At 66.3% G+C, this 15,237-nt stretch carries 12 protein-coding genes and 1 tRNA gene; 9 read left to right on the top strand and 4 right to left on the bottom strand.

Translation table 11 applies throughout. The features are described 5' to 3' along the window. The first annotated feature begins 7 nt into the window (after positions 1-7). The 5 genes from ACZY0Q_RS09425 to ACZY0Q_RS09445 all read left to right on the top strand — a co-directional run bounded on the left by ACZY0Q_RS09425 (position 8) and on the right by ACZY0Q_RS09445 (position 7,235). Entirely contained in the window at positions 8-2,278 is a 2,271-nt protein-coding gene (locus ACZY0Q_RS09425; RefSeq protein ID WP_463916076.1) for a transglycosylase domain-containing protein, read from the top strand. A gap of 6 nt (positions 2,279-2,284) precedes the next feature. Further along, positions 2,285-3,232, top strand: a complete 948-nt coding sequence (locus ACZY0Q_RS09430; RefSeq protein WP_463916077.1) for a metallophosphoesterase — start codon at positions 2,285-2,287, stop codon at positions 3,230-3,232. Between the two features lie 92 nt (positions 3,233-3,324). After that, positions 3,325-5,133: an ABC transporter ATP-binding protein gene (locus ACZY0Q_RS09435; RefSeq protein WP_463916078.1), complete on the top strand. Its 1,809-nt coding sequence runs from the start codon at positions 3,325-3,327 to the stop codon at positions 5,131-5,133. Beyond that, positions 5,130-7,055 (top strand): ABC transporter ATP-binding protein, encoded by a 1,926-nt coding sequence (locus ACZY0Q_RS09440; protein WP_463916080.1) that lies wholly within the window; start codon positions 5,130-5,132, stop codon positions 7,053-7,055. The genes ACZY0Q_RS09435 and ACZY0Q_RS09440 overlap by 4 nt, the downstream gene beginning before the upstream one ends. 103 nt (positions 7,056-7,158) lie before the next feature. Then, positions 7,159-7,235, top strand: a tRNA-Pro gene (locus tag ACZY0Q_RS09445). A 148-nt stretch (positions 7,236-7,383) separates the two neighbouring features. Here ACZY0Q_RS09445 and ACZY0Q_RS09450 read toward each other — a convergent pair. Then, positions 7,384-7,593, bottom strand: a complete 210-nt coding sequence (locus ACZY0Q_RS09450; RefSeq protein WP_354251055.1) for a hypothetical protein — start codon at positions 7,591-7,593, stop codon at positions 7,384-7,386. A 132-nt stretch (positions 7,594-7,725) separates the two neighbouring features. Between ACZY0Q_RS09450 and ACZY0Q_RS09455 the strand changes: the two genes are divergently transcribed. After that, the gene (locus ACZY0Q_RS09455) at positions 7,726-9,000 is read left to right on the top strand and encodes a helix-turn-helix domain-containing protein (RefSeq protein WP_463916081.1); all 1,275 of its coding nucleotides are present in this window, start codon (positions 7,726-7,728) and stop codon (positions 8,998-9,000) included. A gap of 37 nt (positions 9,001-9,037) precedes the next feature. Here ACZY0Q_RS09455 and ACZY0Q_RS09460 read toward each other — a convergent pair whose 3' ends face one another. Beyond that, complete coding sequence (locus ACZY0Q_RS09460; RefSeq protein ID WP_463916082.1) at positions 9,038-9,991, bottom strand: phosphoribosylaminoimidazolesuccinocarboxamide synthase; 954 nt, start codon at positions 9,989-9,991, stop codon at positions 9,038-9,040. 2 nt (positions 9,992-9,993) lie between these two features. Next, the gene (purD, locus tag ACZY0Q_RS09465; protein WP_463916302.1) at positions 9,994-11,322 is read right to left on the bottom strand and encodes a phosphoribosylamine--glycine ligase; all 1,329 of its coding nucleotides are present in this window, start codon (positions 11,320-11,322) and stop codon (positions 9,994-9,996) included. A 104-nt stretch (positions 11,323-11,426) separates the two neighbouring features. Between purD and ACZY0Q_RS09470 the strand changes: the two genes are divergently transcribed. From ACZY0Q_RS09470 to ACZY0Q_RS09480, 3 genes are read left to right on the top strand one after another with little or no spacing between them, the layout of a single operon-like run. Beyond that, complete coding sequence (locus ACZY0Q_RS09470; RefSeq protein WP_463916083.1) at positions 11,427-13,004, top strand: molybdopterin-dependent oxidoreductase; 1,578 nt, start codon at positions 11,427-11,429, stop codon at positions 13,002-13,004. A gap of 58 nt (positions 13,005-13,062) precedes the next feature. Then, on the top strand, positions 13,063-14,079 hold the full coding sequence (locus ACZY0Q_RS09475; protein WP_463916085.1) for an asparaginase: 1,017 nt from the start codon (positions 13,063-13,065) through the stop codon (positions 14,077-14,079). Position 14,080: 1 nt separating this feature from the next. Continuing rightward, on the top strand, positions 14,081-14,458 hold the full coding sequence (locus tag ACZY0Q_RS09480) for a sterol carrier family protein (RefSeq protein ID WP_463916086.1): 378 nt from the start codon (positions 14,081-14,083) through the stop codon (positions 14,456-14,458). 63 nt (positions 14,459-14,521) lie between these two features. On the opposite strand, the gene ACZY0Q_RS09485 is transcribed toward ACZY0Q_RS09480, so the two are convergent. After that, the gene (locus ACZY0Q_RS09485) at positions 14,522-15,229 is read right to left on the bottom strand and encodes an HAD family hydrolase (protein ID WP_463916304.1); all 708 of its coding nucleotides are present in this window, start codon (positions 15,227-15,229) and stop codon (positions 14,522-14,524) included. Positions 15,230-15,237: the final 8 nt, after the last annotated feature.

The following is a 15,237-nucleotide window of genomic DNA, read 5'->3' on the forward strand; positions in this document are numbered from 1 at the left end:
GGAAAACATGGTGACTCGTAAGAACCCCATTTTCGACACGGCCACTACCCTCGGAAAGATCTTTGGCTTCCTTGGTGTGAGCGCGATTTGTGGTGTCCTGGTGGCGGGGCTGCTTGTCCCGGCCGCCGCTGTTTCGGGCAGCGCGGCCAGCGGTTCTATCGAGTTCTTCGATACGCTCCCGGCAGAGCTGCAGGTGGACCCGCCCAGCCAGTCCACCCGGATCCTCGCCGCGGACGGCAGCCTGATCGCGAACCTGTATGAGGAAAACCGGACCAAGGTTGCCCTCGACCAGATTTCGCCGTTCATGAAGGAAGCCATCATTGCTGTCGAGGACAGCCGGTTCTACGAGCATGGCGGTGTGGACACCACCGGCATCCTCCGCGCCATGGTCAGTACGGCCCGCGGCAACAAACAGGGTGCCTCCACCATCACCCAGCAGTACGTGAACAACGTGCTCAACTCCAACCTCGCAGCCGAGGGCAAAGATAGCGACATCAAGCTCAACGGTGTTAACAAGGGCGTGGGAGACAAGCTTCGCGAAATGAAGCTCGCGATCGCCCTGGAGAAGGAATTCTCCAAGGAGCAGATCCTTGAGGGTTACCTCAACATCGTCTTCTTCAACCGTGACGCCTACGGCATCGAGGCCGCGTCCAAATTCTTCTTCAGCAGCACGGCCAAGGATCTGACCCTGCCGCAGGCAGCCCTCCTGGCCGGCCTCGTCAACAGCCCGTCAGCGTTTGACCCCATCACCAACCCGGAGAACGCCAAACAGCGCCGCGACCTGGTGCTAAGCCTCATGCTGAACCAGGGAAAAATTACCCAGGCTGATCACGATGCCGCCGTGGCCACCCCGGTTGAGCCGAAGGTCACCCCGTCGCGCCAGGGCTGCGCGTACGCCACCACAGCACCCTACTTCTGCGACTACGTGTTGCACCTGCTGCTGAACAACCCGGCCTATGGCGCGACCCCCGAGGAGCGCGAAAACAGCATCTTCCGCGGCGGCCTGACCATCACCACCACGCTGGACGTCAACGCCCAGAACGTTGCCCAGACTGAGTCTGATGCGGCTGCCGGCGTCAATGCGGACAACTGGGGTGCGTCCATCGTCTCCGTGCAGCCGAACACCGGCAAGATCCTGAACATGGCGCAGAACACCTCCTTCCTGCCCACCGAAGGCAAGTTCAACCAGACGCAGAACTTCAACGTGGACAAGCTGGACAAGGACGGCAACGACCTCAACGGCCTCGGCGGATTCCAGCCCGGCTCCACCATGAAGCCCTTCACGTTCGCCGAATGGCTGAACGAGGGCAAATCCATGAACACCAATATCAACGCCGCCACACGCAAGTACCCGCAGAACTTCCCCTGGAAGAACACCTGCCCGACACCCACCGTAGGCTGGTACGACGCCAGGATTCCCGGCAGCTTCGACCTGCAGAACTCCGACGACGGCTACTACCGGAACATGACGGTCCTGTACGGCCTGCAGAACTCCATCAACACGGCCACGTTCGCCTCGGCGGCCCAGGTTGACCTCTGCGGCATCCAGAAGATCGTGGATGCGGTCGGAATCCACGGTGGCCTGCCGGTGGGTGACGATCCCAACCCGCCGGTCACGATGACCACTTTGGCCAACCTGATCGGCTCCACGCAGACCGCCCCGCTGACCATGGCCTCCGCGTTTGCCACGTTCGCCAACGACGGCAAGTACTGCGAACCCATCGCCATCACGTCTGTCACGGACCAGACAGGCGCACAGCTCCCGGCCCAGGCCACGAGCTGCCGCGATGCCGTCAAACCGGAGGTCGCCCGGGGCGTTGCCTACGCCATGCAGGAAGTCCTGAATGGCGGTTCCGGTTCCCTCATCCAGCCGCGGCTGTCCACCAAGACCAACTTCCCGGTGGCTGCCAAGACCGGTACTAACGACACCAACGGCTCCACCTGGGTGGTCGGTTACACCACCGGTGTGGCCACCGCCGCATGGTTCGGCGACCCGCTGGGTGACCAGAGCCGCGAGGGCCGGAACCTGACGATCAACGGAAAGTCCTACAAGGCGATCGACGGTTACATGATCGCCGGTCCCATGTTCGCCAAGTACATGCTTCAGGTCGCTCCGGCGTACGGCACCAATGCGTTCACGGCCCCGCCCACCAACATGGTGAACGGAACGCCTGCCCGGACCACTCCGTCAACGCAGGCCACCGCGCCTGCCACGGCCCCGGCCCCTCAGCCGTCCACCGCGCCGAGCAGCAACGGCAACGGCGAGAAGAAGGACTAGCCGCCCATGGCAGTCAGCCCAGCATTGGCCAGCCGCGTCCGGAACATCGGGCGCGGCTTTGCCGTCACCGCCGGCGCGGGCACTGCGGCGGGTCTCGCAGCCTTCGGATACGGGCTGTGGGAGAAGAACCAGTTTGTCCTCCGCGAGGAGACACTGCCCATCCTGCCGGCAGGCCACGCGCCCTTCCGTGTCCTGCACCTGAGCGACATCCACTTCGTCCCGGGCCAGGACACCAAGGCCCGCTGGCTTGAGTCGCTGGCGTCCCTGGAGCCGGACCTGGTGGTCAACACCGGGGACAACCTCAGCCATGTCAAAGCCGTGGAGCCCCTGCTCAAGGCGCTGCGACCGCTCCTGGAGTTCCCCGGCGTTTTCGTCCCAGGGTCCAACGACTACTTCGGCCCGAGCTTCAAAAACCCCGCGTCCTACTTGCTGGGCCCGTCCAAGGCCCAGCCCAAACCCGTCGAACTGGACTGGCCACGGCTGCGGTCCGGCTTCGGCATGGGCGGCTGGGTGGACCTCACCAACCGGCACCAGTCGGTGGTGCTGAAGGGGATCCGATTCGACTTCTCCGGCGTGGACGATCCACATTTGAACCGGGAGCGCTACGCGGGCTGGCCCCGCGGCACCCGTGACCAGGACCAGAACGCGCACCTCCGGGTTGCGGTCATCCATGCCCCCTACCAGCGGGTCCTGGACCACTTCACGCAGGACGGCGCGGACCTGCTGCTGGCGGGCCACACCCACGGTGGCCAGCTCTGCATCCCCGGCTACGGCGCCCTGGTAGCCAACTGCGACCTCCCCACGTGGCGGGCCAAGGGCCTCAACAACTGGGAAAGCAACGGACGTACGACGCCGGTCAACGTCTCGGGCGGCATCGGCACCTCCCGGTTCGCTCCCATCCGCATCGCCTGCAAACCCGAGGCTGTCCTGCTGACGCTCACCTCCCCCGAATAACCCCATGGGGCGGGCGTGTGAATCGGCTCACGCCATGGCATAGGGTAGTTGCTAAGGGAAACTACATTCGATTTAGAGCTTGAGAAGCGGGCATGGCCAAGCAGACCTCATTTTTCAGATCCATCAGCCGTCTTTATCCTCACGTGAGGCCGATCATCCCCCGGCTGGTGATGGGGCTCCTCTGCGCACTCCTGGCCAGCATCGTGGCACTGACCATCCCGCAGGTGCTGCGGGTCCTCGTCAATGAGTCCCTCCAACCCGGTGGCGCGTCGGACGCCGTCTGGACTGCCGCCGTCGTCATCCTGGTCCTGGGCATCGCGGAAGCGGGACTCGTGGCCCTACGCCGGCAGTTTGTGATCAACCCGGCCACCACTGTGGAAACCCGGATGCGGGTCTCGCTGTACGGGCATCTGCAGGACCTGACCGTGTCCTTCCACGACCGCTGGGGCTCAGGCCAGCTACTGTCCCGCGCCATGACGGACCTGAACTTCCTGCGCCGCTGGATGGCGTTTGGTGCCATCATGCTGGTGGTCACCACACTCACGGTGGTCATCGGCATCGTGGTGATGTTCTCCATGAGCTGGCAGCTGGCCCTGATCTTCCTGGCCGCCGCGGTGCCCATCATGGCCTACGGTTTCCGCTTCCGGACCCGTTTCAGCAAGGTGGCCCGCCGGAGCCAGGACCAGGCCGGCGACCTCGCCACCACGGTGGAGGAATCCGTCCACGGCATCCGCGTCCTGAAGGCCTTCGGCCGCAGCCGCGAGGCCCTGGAGAACTTCAACGAACAGGCCGAGGAACTCCGCCAGACGGAGATCGTGAAGGCGAAGCACCAGGCGACGTTCACCATGGTGGTCACCCTGCTGCCGGAACTCGCGCTCGGCGCCGGGCTGGTGGTGGGTGTGATGCTGTGCGCCAGCGGCCAGCTGAGCATCGGCGCGCTGGTGGCGTTCTTCGCGACCGCCGCCGTCATCGCGACGCCCGTGGAATTCTCCGGCATGCTGCTGGCCATGGCACTCACCGCCAAATCCGCCGTCGACCGCCACTTCGAGGTCATGGATTCGGTCAACACCATCACCAGTCCCCCGGAGCCGCGCACCCCCTCGCTGCTGTTGGGCGCGCTCAGCTTCACCAACGCAACGTTCGCGTTTGAGGACGCACCGGACAAGCCCATCCTCAAAAACATCAACCTGGACGTCCGGCCGGGCGAAACCATGGCACTGGTGGGCATCACGGGCAGCGGCAAGAGCGCACTGATCCAGCTGGTCCCCCGCCTGTACGACGTCACCGACGGCTCCATCACCATTGACGGCGTTGACCTGCGCGAGTTCGACGTCGACGGGCTCCGGCGCGTGGTGGGTGTCGCGTTCGAGGACACCACACTGTTCTCCAATTCCGTCCGCGACAACGTGCTCCTCGGGGCACCGGACCGCAGCGAGGAGGCCCTGGACGAAGCCCTGGACGTGGCTCAGGCCCACTTCGCGTACTCGCTGCCGGAGGGCGTGGACACCCTCATCGGCGAGGAGGGCCTGAGCCTCTCCGGCGGGCAGCGGCAGCGGATTGCCCTGGCCCGGGCCATCGCGGCGCGGCCACGGGTCCTGGTGCTGGACGACCCCCTGTCCGCCCTGGACGTGCACACCGAGGAGCTGGTGGAAACCCGGCTCCGTGCGGTCCTGAAGGACACCACCACCCTGATCGTCGCGCACCGCCCGTCCACCGTGGCGCTGGCTGACCGGGTGGCGCTGCTCGAGGACGGCCGGATCGCCGCCGTCGGAACCCACACCGAACTGCTCGCCAACAACCCCCATTACCGCTACGTCATAGCCAGCCTGGACCAGGAACCCCGGGACCTGGATTCGGAGCTGTCGGAGCTTGAGGACGAGTCAAAGGACAGCATCCGATGAGCAACGCAACCTTCGGCACCGCCAATGAGGACAACACGAACCTCAGCAAGGCGGACAGCAAAACCGTACGACGGCGGTCGCTCGCCCTTTTGGCCACACTGATCCGTCCCGTGCGGCTGAGGTTCTGGCTGACCATCGCCACCGTGGTCCTGTCCCAGGCCGCGCGTGTGGCCGGGCCTGCGCTGATCGCGTTCGGCATCGACAGCGCGCTTCCGGCGCTCCAGGCGGGCGACAACCTCCCGCTGGTGTTCACCGGCGTCGCCTACCTGCTCGCGGCGATCGCGACGGCGGGACTCACCGCGCTCTACGTCACCTCCACCGCGCGGCTCAGCCAGGCCATGCTGCTGGACCTGCGTGTCCGGGTCTTCCGGCATACCCAGCGCCTGAGCCTGGAGTTCCACGAAAAGTACACGTCCGGCCGGATCATCGCCCGGCAGACTTCGGACCTTGAGGCGCTCCGGGAACTCCTCGATTCCGGGGTCAGCTCCCTGGCCTCGGGCCTGCTTTTTATGGTCTTCACGGCTGTCACGGTGTTTGCCCTGGACTGGCGCAGCGGGCTGATCGTGCTGGCTGCGGGCGTGCCCATGTACTTCCTGTCGCGCTGGTACCAGAAGCACTCCCAGATCGCGTTCCGTGAGTCCCGCGTTGTCTCCGCCCGGTTGATTGTGCACTTTGTGGAGACCATGACCGGGATCCGTGCCGTGAAGGCCTTCCGCAAGGAAACCGAGAACGCCGCGAAGTACGGGCAATTGTCCGAGGACTACCGGCTGGTCACGGTGCGCTCCATCAACCTCAACGGCATTTTCCAGCCCGGCCTGGTGCTGATCGGCAACGTCTGCGTGGCCGTGGTGCTGCTGTTCGGCGGGTTCCGGGTCCTTGGCGGGGACCTCGCCGTGGGCGTGCTGCTGGCGCTGATCCTTTCCACCAAGCGCTTCTTCCAGCCGGTGGACCAGATGGCCATGTTCTACAACTCGTTCCAGAGTGCCCAGGCGGCTCTGGAGAAGGTCTCCGGCCTGCTGGAAGAGGTTCCCACGGTCCGGCCGCCCAAGAACCCGGTGGCGCTCCGCGACGCCCGGGGCACCATCGACTTCAAAGGTGTGGAGTTCGGCTACGGCGACGGCCCGGTCATCATTCCCACCATGGACCTGCACATCCCCGCCGGCCAGACCGTAGCTCTCGTGGGGCAGACCGGCGCCGGGAAATCCACGCTGGCCAAGCTGATCGCGCGCTTCTATGACGTCTCCTCCGGTTCCCTGACCCTGGACGGCGTGGACCTCCGCAGCCTGACCACCACGGACCTGCGCCGGAACATCGTGATGGTCACCCAGGAGGCGTTCCTGTTCAGCGGCTCCGTGGCGGACAACATTGCCCTGGGCCGGCCGGAGGCAACCCGTTCGGAGATCGAGGACGCCGCCCGGGCCGTGGGCGCCCATGACTTCATTACCGAACTCCCCGAAGGCTATGACACGGATGTCAACAAGCGCGGCGGCCGGGTGTCCTCCGGGCAACGGCAGCTGATCAGCTTCGCCCGGGCGTTCCTTGCCCGGCCGGCGGTGCTGATCCTGGATGAGGCCACCTCGTCCCTGGACATCCCCTCCGAGCGGCTCGTCCAGAGCGGCCTGGCGCGCCTTCTGCGGGCAACGTCCGACGCCGGCACTTCCGCAGGTGCGCCCGGCTCAGCAGGTGCCCCCGACTCAGTGGGTGCCGGCTCAGAGGGTGCCGTCCCGGCCGGGTCTGCTGCTGCCGGCGGCGGCCGGACGGCGCTGATCATCGCGCACCGGCTCTCCACCGTTGAAACAGCCGACCGCGTGCTGGTAGTCCATGACGGCCGCGTGGTCGAGGACGGCACGCCCGCAGAACTCATCGGCGGCGGCGGCCGCTTTGCAGACCTCCACGGCGCCTGGAAGGACTCCTTGGTCTGACCGGCGCGACCGGGCTTTCGCGGCTTTGGGGTACCCAACGGCCGCCGATTTCGCATCCGGGCCCGGCGTCGGCTATTCTTGTAAAGTTGCTTTTGCAGCGGATCGGGATGTGGCGCAGCTTGGTAGCGCGCGTCGTTCGGGACGACGAGGTCGCAGGTTCAAATCCTGTCATCCCGACCAATTGAAAGAGGGTCTCCCCCCAGGGGAGGCCCTCTTTTGCATGTCCAACTGTCACGTCCCGGACAGCGAACGGTCAAGTGCCCGGGCAAAGAAATAGCCCCGAGGCATGATGACCATGCCCCGGGGCCGCGCCTCCTGGGAGGATTCCTTACATCGGGTCGGGCCAGTTGCCAACGGTGGTGGTGTAGGTCTTGTCCTTGTCCTTTACGGGCTTGGACATGGGATCGGGCCAGTTGCCAACGGCTACGGATACGCCGGTGGTGTCGGCGATGGAACCTGCCGACAGGACAGCCGGGGCCGCCGCAGAAAATGCCAAGGCCGCAGCGAGTACGCCGGCGGCCGCAATCTTCTTCAACATATAAGTTCCTCAATACGAGTCGGATTCGTTACAAAGTCAGCACTGTCCTTGTTGACATACATTGTAAAATGTTTTCCACAGGGACTGTCAAGCATTGAGTACAAAGACTGTCCAGAATTAGGAGGAAATCCCGTGGGCAACGGATTCGGGGAGAAGCTCCGTGCTGAGCGTCTCGAACGTGGGCTGACACAGGCTGAACTGGGCAAGGACCTGTATTCCCCCAGTTATATCTCCCTTCTCGAAACCGGCCGGCGTGAGCCGACGGCCGAAGTGATCGAGGAGCTCGCCCGCAGGTTGGAGCTGGCGCCCAAGGCGCTGGAAGCGTGGAGCCAGCCCATCACCGTCAGCGACGCCGAGTACGTCCTGGCCGGCCTCTACGCACGCCAGGCCTGGGATCTCAGGGACTACCCGCTGGCCGCCACCCACGCAGCCACCGCGGCCCGGATAGCCCTGGAGGGCAAGAACACCAGCGCGTGGTGGAACATGACGTACATGCAGGCCGAATGCCTGATCAAACAGGGCAACTGGCAGGAATGCCAGAAGATCATGCAGCACCTCCTGGAGCACCCAATGGCCACGGAATCTGCCGGCCTGGCCGTCCGTGCCCGTCAGATGCTCGCCGCCATCTGCCAGGGCCAGGGCCAGCTGAGCACTGCCGTGGAACACGCCCTGGCCGCCGTGCAACTCTGCGGCCAGCTGCCCAACGGTTCAACGCTGATCATCGGCGCCTACCGCGCGCTGATCGGCGCACTGGCGGAGAGCGGCCGCCTGGACGAGGCCTGGAAATACTGCCAGGCCATGAATGACCAGATGGACGAGCACTCCATGTCCCAGCTCGCCGGTGAGGTTGCCTGGGTGATCGGCAACGTGGCCTTTATGCGGCACGACTACCCCGAGGGCATCAAGTACCACGAGCGCGCCGCCCGGATGCTGTCTCCAGCCAACGACATCGATCTGTGGGCCCGTTTTAACAAGGCCTCGGCCGCCGTCCGGCTGTCCTCCGGAATCGTAGAGCCGGAAACACTTTCCAGCATCGAGCGCGCCGAACTGGCCCTGTCCATTGTGGGTGGCAACAAGAGCGACCAGCTCGAAGTTGCGTTCATCCGCGCCCGCTGGCTGTATCTCACAGGCGACATCGTGGCTGCCATCAACAAGCTCCGGGAAATCCACGCGGAATCCGGGGCGCTGGCCAAGCACACGGCAGGGGAAGTTTCACTGCTCCTGGGGAAGTCTCTGAAGGCCGCCGGCGAGTCCGACGAAGCCCTGGTCTACCTCGAAGAAGCGCAGAAGGCTTTCAGCGCCGCGGGAGCCTCGGACCGCGTCCAACAGGCACTGGATGCGGTCCTCGAAATCAGGCTTGCCCAGCAGCGGGCCGCAGCAGCAGCGAAAGACGTCAAAGCAAGCTAGGACGGGCCCGGCCCGAAGCCGGGCCCGTCAAAACGGCCTAGGCGAACGTCCTGCCGGTGATCTTCTCGTAGGCCTCGACGTAGCGGCTGCGTGTGCGGGCCACCACGTCTGCTGGCAGCGCGGGCGGTGCCACGTCGGAGTCCTTATCCCAGCCTGATTCGGCCGAGGTCAGCCAGTCGCGCACATACTGCTTGTCGTAGGAAGGCTGGGCCTTCCCGGGCTCATAAGTGGCCGCATCCCAGAAACGCGAGGAATCCGGCGTCAGGACCTCATCGCCCAGGGTGATGGCCCCGGACACGGCGTCGTAGCCGAATTCCACCTTGGTGTCGGCCAGGATGATGCCGCGTTCGCGGGCGATCTTCTCGGCGCCGATGTAGATCTTCAGCGTCAGCTCGCTGAGGCGTCCGGCGATGTCGTCCCCCACCATGGCCACAACATCGTTGTAGGAGATGTTCTCGTCGTGCTCGCCCACCTCGGCCTTCGCCGACGGCGTGAAGATGGCCTCTTCCAGCCGGGATCCGTCTACCAGGCCCGGCGGCAGCGGAATCTCGCAGACCGTCCCTTTGGCCTTGTACTCCAGCAGTCCGGTGCCGGTGAGGTAGCCGCGGGCGATGCATTCCACGGGGAACATGTCCAGCTTCCGGCAGATCATCGCGCGGCCTTCCACCGCCGCGGGAACGCCGTCTGCCACGGTGGACGCCAACACGTGGTGGACCACGTCAAGCTGGTCGAACCACCACAGGCTCAACTGCGTGAGGATGCGGCCTTTGTCCGGGATTTCGCTGGCCAGCACGTGGTCGAAGGCGCTGATGCGGTCACTGGCCACCACGAGGACACAGTCCTGGCCCACCTGCTGGCGGATGGCCTCGTCCGCCGGCTCGTAGAGGTCGCGGACCTTGCCGGAGTAAACGTGCGTCCAGCCCGGCAGGTCCAGGGTTTCAGTGCTGAAGCCGCGGGACTGCTGTGGTTCCTGGGCGGAGTTCTCAGTCATGTTTATGCCTTCGCCTTCGTAACGGGGAGCGCTCCAGTGGCAGATCCACTAGCCAGGGCCGATACCTTAATCTCGCCGCGGGCGGCCTTGCGGCCGATGTCCGTCCGGAACTGGGAGCCTTCCAGCTGAACCAGCTCCACGCCGTCGTACGCCCGTTCCCGAGCCTCCACCAGGTCGCTGCCGAGGGCAACCACGGCAAGCACCCGGCCGCCGGCGGAGACCACCTTGCCGTCGTCGTCGAGCGCGGTGCCCGCGTGGATCACGTGCACGCCGTCGAGCTCATCCACCTTCTTGAGTCCGCGGATGCGGTCACCGGTGCGCGGGGAGTCCGGGTAGTTTTCGGACGCGACGACGACGGCGACGGCCGTCTCCTTGGACCAGCGCAACTCCTCTGCTTTGTCCAGTTCGCCCTTGGCAGCTGCCAGCAGCAGCGCACCGAGCGGGGTCTTGAGCCGGGCCAGCACGGCCTGCGTCTCGGGGTCGCCGAAGCGGACGTTGAATTCGATGACCCGGGTGCCCCGCGTGGTCAGCGCCAGGCCCACAAACAGCACACCCACAAACGGGGTGCCGCGGTTCGCCATCTCGTTGACCGTGGGCTGGGCCACCCGGTCAATGACCTCCTGGACCAGCCCGGCGGGAGCCCATTCCAGCGGGGTGTACGCACCCATGCCGCCGGTGTTGGGGCCTTCGTCGTTGTCGAAGATGCGCTTGAAGTCCTGCGCCGGGGACAGTGCCACGGTGTTGCGTCCGTCGCACAGGACAAAGACGGACACTTCGGGGCCATCGAGGAACTCCTCGATCACCACGGTGCCGCCGGCGTCGAAGCACGTCTGCGCGTGGGCCAGGGCTTCATCGCGGTTCTTGGTGACCACCACGCCTTTGCCGGCTGCGAGTCCGTCGTCCTTCACCACGTAGGGTGCGCCGAAAGTGTCCACGGCCGCCGCAGCTTCCTCGGCGTTTGTGGCCACCATCGCCATGGCCGTGGGGACACCCGCTTCGGCCATGACTTCCTTGGCGAACGCTTTGGAGGCTTCCAGCTGGGCCGCGGCCTTGCTGGGGCCAAAGACCGGAATGCCGGCGTCGCGGACGGCGTCGGACACCCCGGCAGCCAGCGGCGCCTCGGGGCCCACCACCACGAGGTCCACGCCGAGCTTGGTGGCCAGCGCCGCGACGGCATCGGGATTGTTCCCGTCAATGTTGTGGGTGGGGACCAGTTTGCTGATGCCGGCGTTGCCGGGAGCTGCGTGGACCTCTGAAACGTTGGGGTCGGCGAGCAGGGAGCGGACAATGGCGTGTTCGCGGCCTCCAGGGCCAATGACGAGTACCTTCACAGTCTCCAAGGGTACTTTGTGCACCCTGCCCTTTCCTAAGGGGGTGTTCCTAATCGGTCTCCTCGCCCGGCCATCCCTCCGGCCCGCCGCAACGAATCCAAGGCATGAAGAAGCTTCTGAAGTGGCTCAAGGGTCCCGCCGCAATGGCCGCGCTGGCAGGCGTGGCGGCTGCCGCCGTCGTACTCTCCGTTGCGGAGCTGATCGGAGCGTTCTTTACCGCCCGGGCAACCCCGGTGATCGCGTTGGGGTCCACGTTCATCGACTTCACACCGCCGTGGATGAAGGATTTCGCCATCGCCACGTTCGGCACGAACGACAAAGCCGCACTGTTCGTGGGGATGGGCCTGACCATTTTCCTGCTGGCCTGCGTGCTGGGTGTGGTTGCCTACCGCAAGTGGGCACTGGGGGTTGCCGGTGTGCTGCTCATGGGCGCGGTGATCGTGGTCAGTGTGGTGACGCGGGCCAGCGTGAAGCCGATGGACGCCATCCCTACCGTGCTGGGTACCCTGGCCGGGCTGGTTGTGCTGCGGCTGCTGATCGCCCCGCTCTGGCGGCTGAAGTCCTGGCCCGAGGCACCCGCCGACACGGGCGCCGAGGAACCTGGCCGTCCCGCCACCAGCCGCCGCCGCTTCTTTGCCGCCGCCGGGATCACCGTGATCGGCGCCGGCATCGCGGCCACGGGCGGACGCCTGCTCAGTGCCGCGCGCAGCAACATCTCCAAGGCCCGCGAGGCCCTGCAGCTGCCCACGCCGGCCCGGGCCGCCGCGGCCGTGCCCGCCGGTGTCCAGTCCCCCGCTGCCGGTGTGACGCCCTGGATCACGCCCAACGGGGACTTCTACCGGATCGACACCGCCCTCAGCGTCCCCGAAATCAACGCAGATGACTGGGAGCTCCGCGTCCACGGGCTTGTGGAGGAAGAAGTCCGCCTCACGTTCCAGGACCTGCTCGACGCCGACCTCATCGAGTCGCATGTGACCCTCACCTGTGTCTCCAATCCCGTGGGCGGAAACCTCGCCGGGAACGCGCGCTGGCTCGGTTTGCCCATCCGCGAGGTCCTCAAACGGGCCCGTCCCAAGGACGGCGCGGACATGGTGCTCTCGACGTCGATCGATGGCTTCAGCGCCTCCACACCGCTGGAGGTCCTGCAGGATGACCGCGACGCCATGCTGGCGATCGGCATGAACGGCGAGCCGCTGCCGCTGGAGCACGGCTATCCGGTGCGCATGGTGGTGCCCGGGCTGTACGGTTTTGTCTCCGCCACCAAGTGGGTGGTGGACCTGGAAGTGACACGGTTCGCCGACAGCAAGGCCTACTGGACCGAGCGTGGCTGGTCCGAGCGCGGCCCCATCAAGACCATGGCCCGGGTGGAAGTCCCGAAGTCCTTCGCCAAGGTGCCCGCCGGCCGCGTGGCAATCGGCGGCACGGCCTGGGCGCAGACCCGCGGCATCACCAAGGTGGAAGTCCAGATCGACAACAACCCCTGGGCCGAGGCCGTCCTGTCCACCGAGGCGTCCCTCATCACGTGGCGCCAGTGGTCCTTCGACTGGGAAGCCACGCCCGGACCGCACTACATCAAGGTCCGTGCCACCGACGGAACGGGCGAGGTACAGACCGACCAGCGGGCCGATCCGGTACCCGACGGCGCGTCCGGCTGGCAGTCCGTCATGGTCACCGTGGAGTAGCCCGGCCTTCGGCAGGTCCTCCCTCCGGTCCTCCCTCCGGGGGCCCTAGACTGGCAACATGCCGCACAACCCGCATGCCACGTTCACCGTGGACTCCGCCGTCGAACTCGCCGTTGTTGAACGAAGCGGTTTTGTGGAGTCCCGGCACATTGGCTCCGCCGTCGTCCTGTCCGCCGATGGGTCCGTCGTCACCGAACTCGGCGACATCCGGACTCCCATGTACGCACGGTCCGCACTTAAACCGCTGCAGGCCCTGGCGTCCATGCAGTCCGGGGTTCCCCTGCGCGGCGCGCAGGTGGCGCTGGCCTGCGGCAGCCACGTCGGTTCCCTGGACCATATGGATGTGGTGGAGGGGATGCTCAAGGCCGCCGGTGTCCGGGAAGAGCAGCTGCAGTGCCCCGCAGCCTGGCCGCAGGACGAGACAGCCCGCAACTGGCTGCTGCGCTCCGAACGCGGCAAGTCCAAGCTCGCCTTTAATTGCTCCGGAAAGCACGCCGCTTTCCTGTGGGCGTGTACCGAAAACGGCTGGGACACCCACAGCTACCTTGAACCTAACCATCCGCTGCAACAGCGCGTCCGCAGCGTGATCGAGGAATACAGCGGCGAGCGCATCGCCCACTTGGGCATTGACGGGTGCGGTGCCCCGGTTGCTGCTATCTCGCTGACCGGCCTGGCCCGCGCGTTCTCCATGTTGGCCAAGGCGCCCGGCGACAAGAACTCCAACGCCCGCGCCGCCACCATCGCCACGTCCATGCTCGACTACCCGTGGGCCGTCCAGGGTCGCGGCGAGGCCAACACCATCGTGATGGACGAGCTGGGCATCATCGCCAAGATCGGGGCCGAGGGCGTCCTGGCCATGGCCACACCCCAGGGTGTTTCGGTGGCCATCAAGATGCTGGACGGGAACCTGCGGGCCACCTCCCTGGTGGGCCTGACGCTTCTCGCCGCAGTTGGCGCCGTGGATATCCCCGGCGTCTCCAGCGTTCTCGAAAAAGTGGTTGCCCCGGTGATGGGCGGCAGCCACGAGGTGGGCAAGATCCGCTTGGGCCCTGCCGTGTCCGCCCTCCTGGACTGACATGGCGGTGGCACGCCGTCGGATCGGCATTGAAGAAGGTACTGCGGCACTGGCCGCGTGGCAGGAAGCCGCCGCATCGCCGTCGGACGTTCCGCTCCCCCGCAGCGTCACCGCCACCGCCGTGCGGTACACACTGGAGGAGGTGACCGCGCGGGCACCGGGAAATTCGGTGGAGGTGCGGGTGCCGCCGTTCGGCGTCACCCAGTGCGTGGAGGGGCCGCGGCACACCCGCGGGACTCCGCCCAACGTGATCGAGTGCGACGCCGCCACCTGGCTTGGCATGGCGACCGGACGGTTGAGCTGGGCAGACGCCGTCGCGGCAAGCAGGGTGTCCGCCTCCGGCCTGCGCGCGGACCTCTCAGCACTGCTGCCCCTCTAGCCCGCCCAAGAGCGCGAGCGGACGCTTGAGCCCCATGGGAGGGGCCGCTAGTGTCGCCTCACGCTACTGGGCACCGGCGGGGTTCGATTTCAACGTCAGCAGCCTTCCGATCGCGCTTGCCTGCAGGTTGTCCAGGATGTCCCATGGCCCGTCATAGACCTCGGCCGCGCCCGCCTCGCGGAGTTCGGCGGCGCTGGTTCCGCCGCAGGTAACGCCGATGGCGGGGATTCCCAGGGCGCCGGCGGCCTGCATGTCCCACACCGCGTCCCCGACATACACGGCACCGGCCGCGGCCACACCGACGGCTTCCAGCGCGGCCACGAGAATGTCCGGGGCCGGCTTGCTTGCCTTCGCATCGTCCGCGCTGGTGGCGGCATGGATGAACGAGTCCGCCCCGAGGGCCCTGCGGGTGGCCGCCAGGTCCTGGGTGCGCGCCGATGAGGCCAGGGCGACGGCGAGTCCACCAGCGTGGCACTGGGCCAGCAGCTCCTTGGCGCCGTCGAACGGACGCAGCGACGGCCAGCTCTGCGCGAAGAGCGCAGCATGACTCGTCAGGATTTCGGCGTCCGAGTTCCGGTCCCGGCCAGCAGGAAGAAGTGCGTCCACCAGACGGTCGCCCCCCATCCCCACGCACCGGTGAATGGCGGCCATGGGGACGTCATACCGGTGCTGGCGGAACGCCTGCCACCACGCGAGCGTATGGATGTAGGCGGAGTCCACCAGGGTGCCATCCACGTCAAAAAGGACGCCATACCGCCGCCCGCGGACCATGGCGTGGC

Source organism: Pseudarthrobacter lactosi (assembly GCF_055412785.1).